The 17,523-nt window shown below is 47.0% G+C and carries 16 protein-coding genes; 9 read left to right on the top strand and 7 right to left on the bottom strand.

Annotation, left to right across the window (positions count from 1 at the left end; genetic code table 11):
- Positions 1 to 3 precede the first annotated feature (3 nt).
- The 6 genes from ACVA6Q_RS22450 to pspF all read right to left on the bottom strand — a co-directional run bounded on the left by ACVA6Q_RS22450 (position 4) and on the right by pspF (position 6,410).
- Complete coding sequence (locus tag ACVA6Q_RS22450) at positions 4 to 789, bottom strand: peptide ABC transporter ATP-binding protein (RefSeq protein ID WP_353496487.1); 786 nt, start codon at positions 787 to 789, stop codon at positions 4 to 6.
- A complete protein-coding gene (locus ACVA6Q_RS22445) occupies positions 786 to 1,781 on the bottom strand; it encodes a peptide ABC transporter ATP-binding protein (RefSeq protein WP_353496486.1) in 996 nt (331 codons plus the stop codon). The genes ACVA6Q_RS22450 and ACVA6Q_RS22445 overlap by 4 nt, the downstream gene beginning before the upstream one ends.
- A complete protein-coding gene (locus ACVA6Q_RS22440) occupies positions 1,781 to 2,668 on the bottom strand; it encodes an ABC transporter permease subunit (protein ID WP_446648978.1) in 888 nt (295 codons plus the stop codon). The genes ACVA6Q_RS22445 and ACVA6Q_RS22440 overlap by 1 nt, the downstream gene beginning before the upstream one ends.
- Positions 2,655 to 3,617, bottom strand: a complete 963-nt coding sequence (locus ACVA6Q_RS22435) for an ABC transporter permease (protein WP_446648977.1) — start codon at positions 3,615 to 3,617, stop codon at positions 2,655 to 2,657. The genes ACVA6Q_RS22440 and ACVA6Q_RS22435 overlap by 14 nt, the downstream gene beginning before the upstream one ends.
- The gene (locus ACVA6Q_RS22430) at positions 3,618 to 5,237 is read right to left on the bottom strand and encodes an ABC transporter substrate-binding protein (protein ID WP_446648976.1); all 1,620 of its coding nucleotides are present in this window, start codon (positions 5,235 to 5,237) and stop codon (positions 3,618 to 3,620) included.
- Between the two features lie 138 nt (positions 5,238 to 5,375).
- On the bottom strand, positions 5,376 to 6,410 hold the full coding sequence (gene pspF, locus ACVA6Q_RS22425) for a phage shock protein operon transcriptional activator (RefSeq protein WP_446648975.1): 1,035 nt from the start codon (positions 6,408 to 6,410) through the stop codon (positions 5,376 to 5,378).
- Positions 6,411 to 6,601: 191 nt separating this feature from the next.
- Here pspF and pspA point away from each other — a divergent pair, with 191 nt between their 5' ends.
- From pspA to pspC, 3 genes are read left to right on the top strand one after another with little or no spacing between them, the layout of a single operon-like run.
- Positions 6,602 to 7,270: a phage shock protein PspA gene (pspA, locus tag ACVA6Q_RS22420; RefSeq protein WP_353496482.1), complete on the top strand. Its 669-nt coding sequence runs from the start codon at positions 6,602 to 6,604 to the stop codon at positions 7,268 to 7,270.
- Between the two features lie 20 nt (positions 7,271 to 7,290).
- Entirely contained in the window at positions 7,291 to 7,527 is a 237-nt protein-coding gene (gene pspB / locus ACVA6Q_RS22415) for an envelope stress response membrane protein PspB (protein ID WP_042499466.1), read from the top strand.
- Positions 7,487 to 7,906: an envelope stress response membrane protein PspC gene (pspC, locus tag ACVA6Q_RS22410; protein WP_353496481.1), complete on the top strand. Its 420-nt coding sequence runs from the start codon at positions 7,487 to 7,489 to the stop codon at positions 7,904 to 7,906. The genes pspB and pspC overlap by 41 nt, the downstream gene beginning before the upstream one ends.
- 109 nt (positions 7,907 to 8,015) lie before the next feature.
- On the opposite strand, the gene ACVA6Q_RS22405 is transcribed toward pspC, so the two are convergent.
- Positions 8,016 to 8,930 carry a LysR substrate-binding domain-containing protein gene (locus tag ACVA6Q_RS22405; protein ID WP_446648974.1) on the bottom strand — a complete coding sequence of 305 codons (915 nt, stop codon included), beginning with the start codon at positions 8,928 to 8,930 and terminating at the stop codon, positions 8,016 to 8,018.
- A gap of 104 nt (positions 8,931 to 9,034) precedes the next feature.
- On the opposite strand from ACVA6Q_RS22405, the gene ACVA6Q_RS22400 reads away from it, so the two are divergent.
- The 6 genes from ACVA6Q_RS22400 to ACVA6Q_RS22375 all read left to right on the top strand — a co-directional run.
- Positions 9,035 to 10,366, top strand: coding sequence for a 6-phospho-beta-glucosidase (locus tag ACVA6Q_RS22400; protein WP_446648973.1), 1,332 nt, complete (start codon positions 9,035 to 9,037; stop codon positions 10,364 to 10,366).
- Positions 10,367 to 10,377: 11 nt separating this feature from the next.
- The gene (locus ACVA6Q_RS22395) at positions 10,378 to 11,151 is read left to right on the top strand and encodes a carbohydrate deacetylase (RefSeq protein ID WP_446648972.1); all 774 of its coding nucleotides are present in this window, start codon (positions 10,378 to 10,380) and stop codon (positions 11,149 to 11,151) included.
- A 140-nt stretch (positions 11,152 to 11,291) separates the two neighbouring features.
- Positions 11,292 to 12,326, top strand: coding sequence for an efflux RND transporter periplasmic adaptor subunit (locus tag ACVA6Q_RS22390; protein WP_446648971.1), 1,035 nt, complete (start codon positions 11,292 to 11,294; stop codon positions 12,324 to 12,326).
- A gap of 1 nt (position 12,327) precedes the next feature.
- Positions 12,328 to 13,404: an efflux RND transporter periplasmic adaptor subunit gene (locus tag ACVA6Q_RS22385; protein WP_446648970.1), complete on the top strand. Its 1,077-nt coding sequence runs from the start codon at positions 12,328 to 12,330 to the stop codon at positions 13,402 to 13,404.
- A complete protein-coding gene (locus ACVA6Q_RS22380; protein ID WP_446648969.1) occupies positions 13,404 to 16,505 on the top strand; it encodes an efflux RND transporter permease subunit in 3,102 nt (1,033 codons plus the stop codon). The genes ACVA6Q_RS22385 and ACVA6Q_RS22380 overlap by 1 nt, the downstream gene beginning before the upstream one ends.
- Before the next feature lie 337 nt (positions 16,506 to 16,842).
- Positions 16,843 to 17,523, top strand: a 681-nt coding sequence (locus ACVA6Q_RS22375) for a response regulator (RefSeq protein ID WP_446648968.1), incomplete at its 3' end; no start/stop codon positions are given.

The following is a 17,523-nucleotide window of genomic DNA, read 5'->3' as shown; positions in this document are numbered from 1 at the left end:
AAGTTAGCGGTGGTTTGGGCTTTTCATAAAGTGGCTCTCGACCATTCGCTGGGTGACGATGTGTTGAGGGTTGGTAATGACATCATTGGTGTTCCCATACTCTACAACATCACCTTCATGCATCACCATGACCTTGTCAGTGATGTGTTTCACGATGCCTAGGTGCTGAGACACATAAACAAACGCGACTCCCATTTCTTCTTGAAGCTCGAGAAACAGGTTAATGATCTGTGAGCGCATCGCCATGTCCAAACCATTCAACGCTTCGTCTGCAACTATAATAGATGGCTGAAGGATCAATGCACGTGCTAGACAGACGCGCTGTTTTTGTCCGGTTGCCAGCATTTGCGGATAGAAATAGGCATGCTCCGGTAACAGCCCAACGCGAATGAGCGTGTCTTTCACACGTTGCATGCGCGCTTCTGGAGGCATGTTAGTGTTTCGTTTTAAGGGACCTTCGAGAATGCGACCGATTTGAATCCGCGGATTCAAAGACGTATTTGGGTCTTGGAAAATCATGCGAATCAGCTTGCAGCGCGTGGAGTAGTCTTTGTGCTCAAGTAGATCGCCATTGACTCGTATCTCACCTGAAGTCGGTTCGACCATGCCAGCGAGCATACGTGCCAGCGTTGATTTGCCGGAACCATTTTTGCCGATAAAACCAATAGTCTGGCCAGCCTCAAGGCTAAAGCTGACAGGTTTAACGGCATGCTGCACGTTTCTTTGGAACAGCTTTGAGCGAGTGACAAAGTCTTTTTTAAGGTCGGAGACTTCTAACAACGAACTCATGCTTTTTTCTCCGTGTTCAGCGGGAAGTGACAACTGAACTTATGGTTCTTAATTCGTTTAGCTTCAGGTATTTCCACGCACTGCCTTTGCGCATATGGGCAACGCGGACCCAATCGACAGCCAATAGGCAGGTGCTGAAGTGGGGGGATAGAGCCAGGAAGCGATTGAAGCTTCTCTTTATGCGGTATCCATTCTCCAAAATCAGGCATCGCTTTTAGAAGCGCAACGGTATATGGATGCTTTGGTTTTGCCAAAATTTTTGCGGTGTCAGCCGACTCTACCGACTGACCACAATACATCACCGTAATGCGCGTCGCCCATTGGGTGATGGTCGTTAAATCGTGGCCAATCAACACTATGGTAGTGTTGTTGAGCTGATTCATACGACTCAATAAACGTAAGATCTGCGACTGAGTAATAGGATCCAAGTCATTGGTTGGTTCATCGGCAAGCAGCAGTTTTGGCTTAGCTGCAATGGCCATCGCAATCATGATCTTTTGGCATTCACCATCGGTGAGCTCGTAGGGGTAGCTGTGCATCACGCGGGTGTGCTCTTTAATACCCACTTTATGCAGCAGAGCAATAGCTTGCTTTTTACGCCACTTAAATCGCTCCCACCATTTGCCTTCAAATGAGCGAGCCGGAATAGACTCGATAAGCTGTTTCCCAACTTGCTCAGAAGGGTCGAGACAGGTCGTAGGCTCTTGGAAAATCATCGCAACGTCACGAGCAATCACTCGCCTCCGCTCTCGCGGTGTTAACTGAAGCAGGTCAATATTGCCAAGGCGCATGCGATCGGCTGTGACCTTCCAGTTATCTTTGGTTACACCAACAATCGCTTTAGCTACCAAGCTCTTACCTGAACCCGATTCACCCACAAGACCGCGGATTTCACCTTCGTTAATGGTGAAGCTCATGCGATCGACGGCTTTCACTAACCCCTGCGGGGTTTCGATTTCGATAGTGAGATGTCGAATGTCTAATACTGGCATTATTCGATCCCCGCACTCAATGCACTTCGAATGCCTTCACCCACAATGTTCACCACAACAACCGTACACAGAATCGCAAGACCTGGCAGAATAACGGTCCATGGTGCAAGGTAAAGTAGCTCGGCTGCATCACCGAGTACAGCACCCCATTCACTGCTTGGCGCTTGGGCACCAAGGCCTAAAAAGCCTAAGGCAGTGATATCAAGAATAGCGATAGACAAAGCGAAAGTAACCTCAGCTGCAATCACAGTTAATAGGTTTGGAAGAATGGAGTTCCACAGTAGGTAAAACTCGTTAGCGCCATCAAGTCTAGCGGCCATAATGTAGTCTTTTTCTACTTCGGTATGGACAGCCATGTAAATGGAACGAATAAACCGTGGGATCAATGCAAGACAAATCGCCAGCATAATATTGAACTCACCAGGGCCTAAGAAGGCAACGAAGATGATTGCCAACAGCAGCGATGGGATGGACATGACAGTGTCAAGCAGGTGGTTGAGTGTGCTCGATAGTAGCCCGCGCGTCATACCAGCCAAGATACCAATTAAGCAGCCGACCAACGTTGAGATCACTGTTATGATCACCGCTGCGCCAAATGACAAGCGTGAGCCGTCGATGATGCGAGACAAAATATCACGGCCTAAATCATCGGTGCCGAAGAAAAAATCTACCGTGCCTTTTGGATCCCATGATGGTGGCACTAGCAGGTTCGAGCTCTGCGCCATTGGATCATAAGGAGTAATGAATGGCGATAGTAGGGTGATAAGGATGATAAAAACCAAACACCACAGACCAAACATCGATAAGCTGTTTGAGCGGTAGCTGCGCCAAAAGCGCTCAAGCTGAGTAGGAATGCGCTCTTCCTGATAAACGTTATCTGACAGCATACCATTCCTTCCTTACTAACGGGTTGATCATCGCGCCGATAAGATCAGAGACGATACTCGCCGCCAATACAATCGTCGCCACCACTAGAACGCCAGCTTGAATTGACGCGTAGTCTTGGTTTGATAGTGCATCTAACAGCCAACGACCAACGCCCGGCCAGTTAAAGATAGACTCGGTCATGATAGCCAAGGTGATCATACTTGAAAGCTGCACGCCCAGTTTAGGGATAATTGGCGGAATCGCATTGCGCAGCACGTGTTCAATGACGATTTCGTAGTTGGATAGACCACGAATACGCGCCGCACGAATGTAGTTTTGTGCCATAACTTCGGTTACGGAGGTTCTCATCATACGAATAACCTGCATCGTTGGTGACAATGCCAAGACCAAACAAGGTAGGATCATATGTTCTATAACGCTTTGAAGTGCTTCTTTGCGGTACGGGCCATCCGATAGGATCGCGTCAATAAGTGCAAAACCAGTCACATGATCAATTTCATAAAGTAGGTCATAGCGCCCGGCCACTGGGAACCATTGATAATTGAGCGAGAAATACATGATCATCAATAGCGCGATCCAAAATAGTGGCGCCGCATAGCCGACCATAGAGGAAAATGAGATCACGTTATCAAGCCACTTGCCTTTGCGCATTCCGGCGATGGTACCCGCAGGAATGCCAATAAATACCGAAATAGTAAACGCCGCAAAACATAGCTCTAATGTTGCAGGTAGCACGGAGGCGAGTTCTTGGGTGATTGGCACACCGGCTTTCGTCAGACCAAAATCGAGTTGAAGCAATTTGCTAAGGTATTCGAACCAACCCTCAAGCATAGGTGCAGATGCCCATTGCGAAGTCGGTTCAAGTCTCACCAAACTGTATCCCACAAAGGTGAGAATCAACAGCGTGATGACAAATAGGTTAAGGCGACGTATTGAGTACCAGAACATTTATTTCAACCTCATCACTTGATCAAAAGGTTGAGCATTGAACGGACTGGTTCTAAAACCGGTCAAGTTGTCATTGTGCGCTTGGTATTTTTGTCCGTGAGCGATAGGCAGCACCGGCACTTCCTCATTTAGAATATTTTGTGCTTGGCGATATAGATTTAGACGATATCTTGGTTGGTTGACTTCAAGAGCTAAGTCCAAAATAAAGTCAAAGTCATCGTTACACCACATAGAAAGGTTTAGGCCTTCACGCTTTGAGGTGCAAGAGAGCAGTGGTCTTAAGTAATTATCGGGATCGCCCGTATTGCCTACCCAGCCGGTTAGAAGCATATCGACAGATTCGATGTTGGACAATTCTAGACGGTCAACGCGATCATCGGTTAGCAAATTAAGTGTGACGCCAATGTTGGCAAAGTTTGCCTGAATAAGCTCTGCGGTTTTACGCGGGCTTGGGTTGTACACACGTGGCTCAAGAGGTACTGCCATAGTAAGCTCTAGCCCGTGTGCGTACCCGGCCTCACGAAGCAGTGCCATCGCATAGTTACGGTCATAGCGAACTTGTACCGTGTCTTTTTGATGGGCCCAAGAGCTTGGTGGAAGCAAACTGTAGGCTGTTTCCCCGCTGCCGAAATAGACGGCCTCTAAAATAGTGTCGCGGTTAATGGCAAGGTTCAGCGCTTTACGAACGCGAGGGTCACTAAGTGCTCGGTGCTGAGTATTCATAGCAACAAACGCCACGTTCATGGCGGGTTTGGCTTGCAGTACGACCGAGTCTTCTTCAAGTATTACCGGAATTTGGCTCGAAATTGGTGAGTTTAGAACATCACATTCATTACGTAGCAGTTTGGCTAGAGCACCAGCACCCCGGTGTGAGATATCAAAAACCACTTGTGACATTTGAGCGGAACCACGCCAATAGTCTTCATGGCGTTTAAGACGAACCAAGTCCGCAACTTGATACTCGTCCAAGTAGAATGGCCCCGTACCGACAGGGTGAGTATCGAGATTCAGTTTATTGTCGCCTGTAACCAACTGGTCTGCATATTCGGCAGAGAAGATAGGCGCGTGTGCGGTAGAGATATTTGATAAGAATGAATTGTCTGGTCTTGATAGGGTAAATTTCACCGTCAGTCCGTCGATGGCTTCCACTTTTTCGACTAGGTTGGCGAAGTCGATACCGGCAAACCAAGGGTACACACTGCCACCCACATCATGGAATGGGTGGTTAGGGTCGATAATACGGCTAAAGCTGAACACCACATCATCCGCATTCAAAGCGCGAGACGGCGTAAACCAATCCGTGCTCTGAAATTGAACATTGTCTCGGAGTGTAAAGGTGTACTCAGTCCCCGCCTTGTTGACCTTCCAGGCTTTCGCTAGGTTAGGCACAGGCTGATGCGTTCCTGAGTTTAGCGTGAGCAAGGTGTCGAATAATTGCGGTGCAATCGACTCGACAGTAATGCCACCGTCTACGAGTTGCGGGTTGAATGTACTCGGTCGGCCTTGGTCACAATAGACGAAACCGTCTTGTCGTATTTTGGAGTGGTCGACTTTGTCTTCACATCCAGCGAGCAAAATTAAGCCACAGAGCCCGAGTGATAATTTGATTAATGCCTTCATAAACACGCTACATTCGTTGGCGAACGTATTATCTATATTGAGATCAGGGTAATTTACCACTAATTCGCTTGCTAAACCAATAACGACAAGCACTTATCGCTGAGTTTGTCGTATAGAAAGCCAAGTAACCCATCAACATCAAACCAGTTTATACTTTCGCACTAAGCCTCTTAGCTGGTCATAACTCAAGCTTAGCAGTTTGGCTGCACCACGTTGATTGTATTGAGCTTGTTTAAGCGCTTCATTTATCAGCTTAATATTCTGCTCATCTTGCCAAGACTTAAAGTCTAATGGAAAGTGGTAGTCCGGTGATGGTGCGGCTGCATCGGAATCCTCTGACGAGGCGCTATCACCGTTTGTATTGTTATCCGCCTGATCTCTTCTTGCTATAGGGCTCGGTTGACTAAACTGATTTTCAAAAGGGTTGAATATCAGAGATTCAATAGGCGCTTCAGTGGTGCCTTGCTGATACACAGCACGTTCAACCACGTTTTTCAGCTCTCGCACGTTGCCAGGCCAATGATAGTCATAGATGCTTTGCCAAGCTTGTTCGGTGAAGCCTACGAAAAAGGGTAACCCTAGCTCGCGGCACATTTTAATCGCGTAAAATTCGGCCAACAGGGGAATGTCTTCTTGTCTGTGCCTTAAAGGCGGAAGATGAATAACATCAAAGGCGAGACGATCGAGGAGATCGGCGCGAAACTTTCCTTTTTCGGCGAGTGCTGGCAAATCTTCATTAGTTGCGCAGACCAATCGAACGTTCGCCTCCAGTGCCTTGGCTCCGCCAACTCTTTCGTACTGACCATATTCAATTACGCGAAGCAGCTTTTCTTGAACAGAAAGCGGCGTAGTAGCGAGTTCATCTAAGAATAATGTGCCGTTTTCGGCGCGTTCGAAGCGGCCTTGGTGACGTCCTTTGGCGCCAGTAAAGGCACCGGATTCATGGCCAAACAGCTCTGAGTCAATGAGTCCTTCACTGAGAGTAGAGCAGTTTAATGAGACTAAAGGTTGATCCCAACGCCTCGACAGATAGTGCAGTCGCTGTGCGATAAGCTCTTTACCTGTACCACGCTCACCAATCACCAGTACGGGTCTGTCGATAGGAGCAAGCCTTGAGACCTTATCGAGCACCGCTAAAAACGCGGGGGATTCACCAATTAAGTTTTGCGCCATGATTTCCTCTCAATGTTGGTAAAAAATACCAATTGTTGGCTTATGCATCTTAGCACGGCATTGGGTGAAAGCGAGTGACTAAAGTTAAGTTATTGATATGTAAGAAATGAAAATGTTGGCACGGTACTTGGATTACTGTTATCAACAACCAAAGAGTTCATTGGCGAACTCATCCAGATAGGAGATGTATTATGGGTATTTTTTCTCGTTTTGCCGATATCGTAAATTCAAATGTTAGTGCCTTGCTTGATAAAGCGGAAGATCCAGAAAAGATGATTCGTCTCATCATTCAGGAAATGGAAGATACGCTAGTGGAAGTACGTACTAACTCCGCAAAAGCGATTGCCGACAAAAAAGAGTTAGCGCGCAAGGTCACGGCCATTGAAGAACAAATTGCTGAATGGGCACAGAAAGCGACATTAGCACTCACAAAACAACGTGAAGACCTAGCAAGAGCCGCGCTCATTGAAAAGCAAAAGCTTGAAAACGTTGTGAAAGGCTTGCACGATGAGCAAACCTTGGTCGAAGAAACCATTGACAAACTGACGAACGAGATTGCTAAGCTAGAATCTAAAATCACAGAAACTCGTGCTAAGCAGCAAGCTCTCGTGATTCGCTCGGAAGCAGCCAGTAACCGTCGCGATGTGCAAAAACATCTACACACGAGCCGCACCCACGAAGCGATGGCTAAGTTTGAGCAGTACTCGCGTAAAATCGATGAACTTGAAGCGGAAGCTGATCTGTATTCGAAGACCGGGAACGCTAAGTCACTCGATCAAGAGTTCGCAGAGCTGCAGGCTCAAGATGAAATAGATCAAGAGCTCGCCAAACTTAAAGAGCAGATGAACAAAGACAAATAACAACGGAGTAGGAGAAAAACATGTCGACTTTTTTAATTGCGGGTCCATTAATTGTCTTTCTGATTTTTGTCGCACCGCTGTGGCTTTTTCTCCACTACCGCAGCAAACGCAAAGCCGATAATGGATTGTCTGAGCAAGAGTTTCAGAAATTGCAGTCTTTGTCGCAGCGAGCTGAAAAGATGCAAGCTCGTGTTGACAACTTAGAACGAATTCTAGATGCAGAGGCACCAAACTGGAGGCAAACTTATGACTCATAGAGAGCTGTATAAAGATCCGGTTAACGGCAAGCTCACTGGTGTTTGTGCAGGACTTGCTAATTACTTTGGACTCGAGGTGTGGCTGGTCAGAATCTTGGTGATTTCAGCGGCACTCTTGGGTGGTAGTTTCCTTGTCCTACTCGCCTATGTGGCAATGAGTTTGATGCTGGAAAAGCAGCCAGACAATTTTGTTCAGGCGATGAAGTCCAAGCAGGAACATTCGCTAAAGAGTAAACCTTGGCAGCAAGGACAGAATGCTAAGGATCTCATTAATACGTTGGAACGTGACTTTGACTCAATGGAGCATAAAGTGCGAGACATGGAAGCGTATGTCACATCCGAAGCGTTTAAGGTCAATCGCGAGTTCAGTAAGTTGTAATCAAACAGGCACAGCTTGTTTGGAATGGTAAAGGCGCTAAGGCGCCTTTTTTGTGTACTGTAATTTATAGCTAGTGCTTTGATGCTAATTTCAGATTGGCAGGGCTTTTTCACGTAACAGTGATGTGATCTTTTACCCAGCGCGAGAATGCAGTGAATTTCGCCCGATTTTCCATGCCTTTAGGACAAACTAAATCATAGCCTTTGCCCGATGCCAACTTGGCAAAAGGCGCAACCAAAGTGCCTTCTTCCACTTGATTCTGAGCGAACTCCAATCGCCCAAGCACCACGCCCATTGAGAGCACTGCCGCATCCATCGCAAGACGGTTGTCACTGTAATAATCACAATGCTGCTGACAGTCCACCGATGCGCCCATGGCTTGCAGCCACCGATGCCAAGCACTGCTGTCGCCGCTATGAATAAAGTTGGCCTTAGCGAGAGTCTCTAACCCATCATCCAAATTGGTATCTAAGTCCAGATCCAAACCCAGACGCCTAGCATAATCAGGACTGCACAGCGGCGTTCTTACTCCCGCAAATAACCGTTCGCTGTATTGGTTAGGGTAGTGACCCTCACTATAGAAAATAGCCGCATCGTAGGGTTCAAACTGAAAGTCGGATTGATTCTGTTTGGCTTGCAGTTTAATGGCGAGTTTCGGATAGCGAGCTTTAAAATCGGGCAATCTTGGCATTAACCAAGCGGAAGCGAAATAAGGTGAGGTTGCGATATACAGTTCACCTGACAGTTCACCGGTTTGAATATCAGAGATCTCGGAAAAAATGGTCTCAAACGATAGGTTGAGCATCACCAGTACGCGTTGCCCCTCGGGCGTCAGCTCAAGCTTTCGCGTTTTTCGCACGAACAAGCTGAACCCCAATAAATCTTCGAGCTTCTTGATTCGCTGACTGACACCGCCTTGGGTAACAAACAGTTCATCCGCCGCGAGAGTAAAACTGAGGTGGCGGGCTGCGACACTAAATGTGTGCAGCAATGACAATAACTGCTGACGATTGTGAATAGCCACTACGCATTACTCCAGCTAATTCATAAGAGGGTTTTATTGGTTTGTTTGATTCTAGTCTGACCTATAAATTAAATCACGTAATCTTTTGAAGAGGAATGATGATTATGACTGAGATGAAAAAACTGAAAGTGGTTGTGATTGGTGGTGGTTCTAGTTATACACCGGAATTGGTAGAGGGCTTGTTGGCAAGACATCACGAGCTGCCTGTTTCCCAACTTTGGCTGGTGGATATTGATGCGGGAATGGAAAAAGCCAAAGTGATTGCGGATCTCACTAAGCGTATGATCGCTAAAACAGGCTGTAACATAGAGGTCTTCCTTACTACTGATCGCAAACAAGCTTTGGTGGACGCTGACTTTGTTTGCTCTCAGTTTCGAGCAGGGCGTATTGAAGCGCGGTTACGTGACGAAAGAATTGCACTTAAATATCGCGTAATTGGCCAAGAAACCAATGGCCTAGGTGGGTTCTCCAATGCGTGTCGTACCATCCCAATCGCATTAGAGATTGCCAAAGAAATGGAAGCGCTGTGTCCAAATGCATGGCTGCTCAATTTTACTAATCCATCGGGTATGGTAACGGAAGCGCTGACAAAATACTCCACCATTAAAACAGTGGGTCTATGTAACGTACCCGTCAACATGGAGCGAGGCGCAGCGGAAATGTTGGGTGTACCTCGCGATGAAATTACTATGCAAATTGCGGGTTTGAATCACTTGGTGTGGGCGAGAAAAGTGCTGCATAACGGGCAAGACCGCAGTCGTGAAGTGCTTGAGCAGTTGGTTGCGGGTAATGACCGTATGACACCTAAGAACATCCCACCATTTCGTTGGGACGAAGGATTACTGAAAAGCTTAGACATGGTGCCTTGCGCGTATCTTCGCTACTACTACCAATCAAGAGACTTTTTAGACAAAGAGTTTGCCGCATCGTCTAACAAGAGTAACCGTGCGGATTTGGTTGCAAAAGTAGAAGCCGAACTGCTTGAAATCTATAAAGACCCAACACTGGATACTAAGCCACAACTCCTTGAGGAGCGAGGTGGAGCTTATTACTCAGAAGCGGCTTGTGAGCTTATGAATAGTATCTACAATAACAAGCGCTCAATCATGCACGTTAACACTCGTAACAACGGAGCGATTCAAGGCCTTCCGGATGACTGCGCGGTAGAGGTGAGCTCGCTCATCACTAGCAGTGAAATTATTCCTCTCAATGTTGAGCCTTTTGAAACAGGCACGCTAAGACTCATCCAGTTGATGAAAGAGTTTGAGACTCTGACGGTTGAAGCGGCAATCAGCGGTGATATTAATCTCGCAAAACGAGCGTTAATGCTTAATCCAATAGTGGATAGTGGTGCGCATATTGATGAAGCTTTGCAAGAAACTATTCGTGAGAACCTAGACTTCATGCCAAAGTTTGCTCACGCATTGAATCAATAAGGGGTCTTATTATGAAACTCATCCTCAATGCCGATGACTTTGGGCTCACTGAAAGCGTAAATTTGGCGATTGTTGATTGCATTGAAGCGGGTGTCGTGAAATCGACCACGGTGATGATGAATCAACCCGGCACGGCCCATGCCGCTGCGCTGAATGCGCAAGGGCTGATTCCTGATGTTGGATTGCATTTCACTCTAACAAGTGGCAAACCGATTGCAGAGCCGAGTCTGATACCAAGTTTAGTGGATGCGTCAGGCTGCTTTTATGACAGAGCAACTTTGTTTAATAAATCAGATATTTGTCCAAAGGAAGTGGTTATCGAGCTTAAAGCACAGTACCAAGCGGCATTGGATGCAGGTTTCGAGATCAACCATATTGACAGTCACCATTTTGCAGGCGCATTTCGTGCTTTAAAAATTGGCTTTACTGAGGGAATCAATGAGATAGGCCTTCCAGCAAGGCGTATTGACAATGTGGTGCTTGGTCAAGAGATGCTGCGAAGCGCAACTCCCGATGCGTTCGATATGGGCTTTTATGCAGAAGGTGCAACCCTTGAACATCTAAAAGCCATGTTGGCAGCTTATAAGCACAAAATGCCAACCGGAGTTGTAGAGTTGATGTGCCACCCGGCAATGGAAGTGACGGAAGAGCTTTGTGCGGTATCTGGTTATAGGCAGCAACGTGTTGATGAGTGGGAGATTCTAACCAGCAGAACACTAAAAGAGTGGCTCGAAACGAATCAAATACAATGCATTGGCTTTAACGATATTGCTTCTAACTACTGATAAAACACTAGCTCAAGCGACCATAGATCGCTTGAGCTACGCTATTTTGCCACAAATTCATTAATTATTAATAACTTGGTGGCAAGCGCTGACTCTCTAGACTATGTTTAAAAGTACAATTAAAACAAGGTAGTTAGAGAATGAATAGTAAGTTTACCTTGCTGGTGGTTATCACTGGCCTTCTCTGTGGGTGTGGTAAGGAGCCGCCTCCCGTTCCCGAGCCCGAATCTCGCCCCGCTAAGCTTTTCTCCGTTGCTGTCGGCAACAGCCAATTTGAACGTACTTTTCCTGCCACATCGGAAGCGGGAGATAAAGCCGTGCTAGCGTTTCGTGTTCCAGGACAACTTGAAGAAATTGCCGTTCGCTCAGGCCAGCGAGTCACCAAAGGGGATTTCTTAGCTGGACTCAATCCGGATGAATATCAGCAGCTTGAAAAACAAGCACAAGCGAACTTCCGTTTGGCGGATGTGCAATATCAACGAGCTTTGAAGCTTCGCAAAGAGCAAGTGGTGTCCGAACAGGACTTTGACCAAGCTAAGGCAAACATGAATTCTGCTCGTGCCAACTGGTCGCAAGCGAAAGCAAATCTAAGCTATACGCGATTGCTCGCGCCCTACGATGGCACTATCTCCATTATTCCCGCGGATAATTATGAATACATCCAGGCCAAAGAAGGCGTGATGAACATTCAGTCCAATCAGCTTCTCAAAGTGAACTTCCAACTTCCAGATACGCTCCTTAATCGCTTCCAAGGCGGTGCAGAGGTGGAAGCGACGATGACATTTGATGCTCACCCATCCAGTAGCTACGAGCTGACGTTCCAAGAAATTGATACAGAGGCGGATCCGAAAACTGGCTCGTATAAAGTCACCATGGTCATGGAGCGCCCAAGTGATGTTGGGATTCTGCCCGGTATGGCGGGTCAAGTTCTCGTTGTGGCAAAAAGTAGCGCCGCGACGGTGATACCAACATCAGCACTGTTTATGGAAGGCGAAAAGCAGTGTGTATGGCGTGTGAATGAGCAAGGTATTGTTGAAAAAGTAGCGGTAGAGCTTAATGACAAGCGCCAAGTGATCAGTGGACTCAATAATGGCGACCAAATCGTTATTTCCGGGGTGCAAGGCATCGATGCTGGTATCAAGGTTCGCGAATGGATCAAAGAGAGAGGGCTCTAGTATGAAGTTACACACTCTTACAGCTCTTTTGATTGGAGCGACGCTTGTCGGTTGCAGTAAACCGGAAGTCGGTGAACGCAACGAGGTGCCAAAAGTTCGCGTGGCAGAAATCGGTCGTACTGAGCTGAAAAGTCGACTTTACTTCCCTGCCTTAGCGAGTGCGGCAGACCGTTCTCATTTGAGTTTTCGCGTAGCAGGCGAGATAAGCTCAATCGATCTTAAAGAAGGAGACTTTGTTAATCGCGGTGATGTATTGGCGGCATTAGAGCCTACTGATTATCAGCTCGCGGTTGATAATGCTCAGGCACGCTACAACGTAATCAATAGCCAATATCGCCGCTCAAGCCCGCTAGTAAAGAAAGGCCTTTTGGCACAGTCACAATTTGATGAGATAGCGGCGCAGCGTGCCTATGCGCGGGCGGAGCTGGATCTTGCCAAACTTCGCTTATCGTTCACCGAACTAAAAGCTCCTGTGGATGGCATCATTTCTCGTGTCTCTGCTGAGAAGTTTGAAAATGTTCAAATTGGGCAACAAGTGGTTAATATTCATAGCGTTGAAGAGGTGGAAGTGGTGGTGCAAATGCCAGACAGTTTCTCACTCAACCAGCCGAAGCATAAAGATGTTACCGATATAGAAGCGCTGGTCAGAGTGCCCTCTGGCAATGAATACACCGCATCGTTGAAAGAATTTACGACAGAGCCAGATCCTGCACTTGGCACCTTTACTGCAACCTTGGTATTACCGATGCCGGAGAATGAATTCATTCTTGATGGGATGGCAGTGGATGTAACATCGAAAGCGAAAGATGTAGGGATCAACTTTAGCGTTGGTGTCAGCGTGCCTATCGAAGCGGTCTTTAATCAAGATGGTGACAGCTTGGCGGCGAATGAGAAATTTGTCTGGGTTGTGAATGGTGATAGTACGGTGACCAAACAAAAAGTGACCACGGGCAAAGTGTCTCAATCGACTATTCAGATCCTTAATGGGCTTGAGCAGTCGCAGCAGATTGTCATTGCAGGGATTGCGAGGCTTAGAGAAGGCATGAAGGTTGAAGTATTGCCGCAGGAGGCGAAGTAATGAGCCAAGAACAACAAAAATCATTACCGCAATCCGATGATGAAATCACGGGTGTAGCGGCGTATTTCATTCGCAACCGCGTGATCAGCTGGATGGTTTCGCTGATCTTTTTGATTGGTGGGGTATCTGCGTTCTTTGGATTGGGTCGACTCGAAGATCCGGCATTTACCATCAAAGATGCCATGGTAGTGACTTCCTACCCGGGTGCGACGCCTCAGCAAGTTGAAGAAGAGGTAACGTATCCTATCGAGAAAGCAATTCAGCAACTGACCTATGTCGACGAGATTAATTCTATCTCTAGTCGCGGGTTGTCGCAGATAACCGTCACCATGAAAAACAACTATGGGCCGGACGACCTACCGCAGATCTGGGATGAACTCCGCCGAAAAGTGAATGATGTGAAGGGCTCGTTACCCCCCGGGGTCAATGAACCCTCAGTGATTGATGACTTTGGTGATGTGTATGGTGTCTTGTTTGCGTTAACGGGCGAAGGTTATAACTACAAAGAACTTCTCGACTATGTGGACTATCTACGCCGAGAGCTCGAGTTAGTGGATGGCGTAAGCAAAGTCTCGGTCACAGGTGATCAGCAAGAACAGGTCTTTATTGAGATTTCCATTAAGCGCATTAGTGCCTTGGGTATCGCGCCGAGCACCATTTTCAATCTTTTACAAACTCAGAACATCGTCTCCAACGCAGGTGCCACGCGCATTGGTGATAAATATATTCGTATCCAGCCAACGGGCGAGTTTACTGACGTCTCTGAGCTTGGCGATTTGATATTGACGGAAGGGGGGGCACAAGGTCTCATCTTCTTAAAAGACGTAGCGGAAATAAAACGCGGCTTTATAGAAGTACCCAGCAATATCATTACTTATAACGGTGACGTTGCGCTAAACGTCGGTATCTCTTTCGCGACCGGCGTTAACGTGGTGGAAGTGGGCGATCGTTTGTATCGCAGGCTTGCTGAGCTTAAGTTTCAGCAGCCTGTTGGTGTTGAGATAAACGAAGTGTATAGCCAGCCCAAAGAGGTGGATAAATCGGTTCGTGGCTTTGTGGTGAGTCTGGGGCAGGCGGTTGCTATCGTAATCATTGTACTGCTGTTCTTTATGGGGCTGCGCTCTGGGTTGTTGATTGGTTTGATATTGCTGCTCACGGTATTTGGCACCTTTATTTTCATGCAGTACATGGCCATCGATTTACAACGTATCTCACTTGGAGCGCTCGTCATAGCGTTAGGGATGCTGGTGGACAATGCCATTGTGGTGGTCGAGGGGATACTCATAGGAACACAAAAAGGGCGAACGAGGCTCCAAGCGGCAACAGACATTGTCACTCAAACCAAGTGGCCGCTTCTTGGTGCAACCGTGATTGCGGTAACAGCCTTTGCGCCTATTGGTCTTTCCGAAGACTCAACTGGTGAGTACTGTGGCACCTTGTTCTCGGTGCTATTGATTTCTCTAATGCTCAGTTGGTTCACCGCGATTTCGCTTACGCCATTCTTTGCTGACATTTTCTTTAGAGGTCAAAAGGTGAAAGAGGGCGAAGAAGGGAAAGATCCTTATAACGGCTTTGTCTTCGTCATGTATCGTAAGTTCCTTGAATTTTGTATGCACAGAGCGTGGCTGACTGTTGTGGTATTGGTTGTGGCACTGGTGGCAGCGTTGTACGGCTTTACTCAGGTGAAACAATCCTTCTTCCCAGCCTCAACCACGCCGATGTTCCAAGTGGATGTATGGTTACCTGAAGGGACAGACATTCGTGCAACGAACACTAAGCTCAAAGCGATAGAGGCATGGATTGCTGACCAGCCAGAAACGGACCACATCACGACGACTGCGGGCAAAGGCTTGCAACGTTTCATGCTGACTTATGCGCCTGAGAAAAGCTATGCCGCTTATGGGGAAATCACCACGCGTGTGCACAGCTATGAAGACTTGAATTCTTTAATGGAGCGATTCAGAGAGTATTTGGATGCGACATTCCCTGAAATCAACTACAAGCTTAAGCAAATTGAGCTTGGTCCTGGCGGTGGTGCGAAAATAGAGGCGCGCATTATCGGCTCTGATCCAACCGTGCTGCGTGGCATTGCATCGCAAGTGATGGATATCATGTACGCCGATCCTGGCGCTTATAATATTCGACATGACTGGCGTGAACGAACTCAAGTGTTAGAGCCTATTTTCAATGAAAGCCAGGCGAGACGTTACGGCATCACAAAATCCGATATTGATGATGTGTTGATGATGTCGTTCTCAGGTAAAAACGTTGGTTTGTACCGCGATGGCACAACCTTGATGCCGATTGTGGCACGTTTGCCAGATGAAGAGCGTGTGGATATCCGCAACATTGAAGGCATGATGATCTGGAGTCCAGCACTTAGCGAGTTTATACCGTTCCAGCAAGTGACTCAGGGTTACGATACTCGATGGGAAGATCCAATCATCGTGCGTAAAAACCGTAAGCGTATGCTGACCATTATGGCGGATCCTGACCTGCTTGGAGAAGAGACGGCAGCAACGTTACAAAAACGTCTGCAACCTCAGATTGAAGCAATAGAATTACCGCCAGGTTACTCGTTAGAGTGGGGTGGTGAGTATGAGTCTTCAGGTGATGCGCAGGAGTCGTTATTCCAGACCATGCCGCTTGGCTACCTATTCATGTTCTTAATCACCATTTTCTTGTTCAACGCCGTGAAAGAGGCATTGATTGTCTGGTTTACTGTGCCACTCGCAGTAATTGGGGTCACGACTGGGTTGTTGGCACTCAATACGCCGTTTGGCTTTATGGCATTGCTTGGATTTTTGAGCTTGTCAGGGATGCTATTGAAAAATGGTATCGTACTGCTGGATCAAATTGAGATTGAGATGAAGTCGGGCAAAGAGCCGTATTTGGCTGTGGTTGATGCTGCATTAAGTCGTGTGCGTCCGGTTTGTATGGCGGCGATCACAACCATACTGGGTATGATTCCTCTGCTACCGGATATTTTCTTTAAGCCAATGGCGGTAACGATCATGTTTGGGTTGGGTTTTGCGACGGTACTTACTCTGATTGTGGTTCCGGTGTTGTATCGGATATTCCATAGGGTCAAACCGATCTAACTTGAGCTGTTGTCTTATTATGACTTGGTACTATTTGAGTAGTACCAAGTCTTTTTTATCTAACTTGAGTTAAAAGTATGATCAAATAGGTTGTTTAACCCTCTAAATTTTATAATTGTTTCCCATTAGGATTGACGTTCTATACTCCCTACAATATGAGCGTTAGGTCATATTTTTGCGAGCTAGATTGGCTCATACATCCCTTTATTGAACAGTAACTTAGTCCTTCTCGCAATTAACGATAAAAGTGTGATTTCGGTTCAGAATTCCCCTAGCTTCCAAGATGAAATTCTGTTTAGATAGTTTTGGGTGATTTATCAAGAATTTGAATAGGTTCATGCAAATACTAATATGCGATGACTCCAAGGTTGCGCGAAAAAGTTTAGCAAGCTGTATTGATGCGAGTTTCGCAGGCGAAATTGTGTTTGCCGCAAATGGGCATGAAGCCATTGAAATTATCGACAATCAGTCGATAGATGTCGTATTTCTCGACATTACTATGCCGGGTATGGATGGTTTTGAGGTTCTCGAAATATTGCGTCAGCGCGAGTGTCGTTCAAAAGTCGTCATGGTGTCTGGTGATATTCAAGAAATGGCGCAAGAGCGTTGTTTTGAGCTTGGGGCGTATGCCTTTATACAAAAGCCGTTAACGCCAGAAGTAGCGACACCGCTGTTTGATGATTTACACTTACCTTTCAACCGCCCAGCCTCTGTTGGCGCTCAGTTTTCTAAAGCTCAGATGTTTGAGCGATTTCAGGAGACGTCCAATATTGCTCTTGGTGTCGGAGCGGCAACAATATCCACGTTGCTCAAAGAGTTTATTATCCTCCCCGTACCGACGGTTGGTGAGCTGTCGTTTAGTGAATTAACAATGATGATCCAAGATACGCTGACACGAGACAACAGCTGTGCAGCCGCGCAAAGGTTTGTTGGCGGAGGCCTTCATGGTGAGGCCTTAGTGTGTATTGAAGGGGACTCGATTAGTCAGGTTGGGGAGCGTCTTGGTTTCTCGGATGGC

This window comes from Vibrio sp. DNB22_10_4 (assembly GCF_052879755.1).
This window is presented reverse-complemented; position numbering and strand designations above follow the sequence as displayed.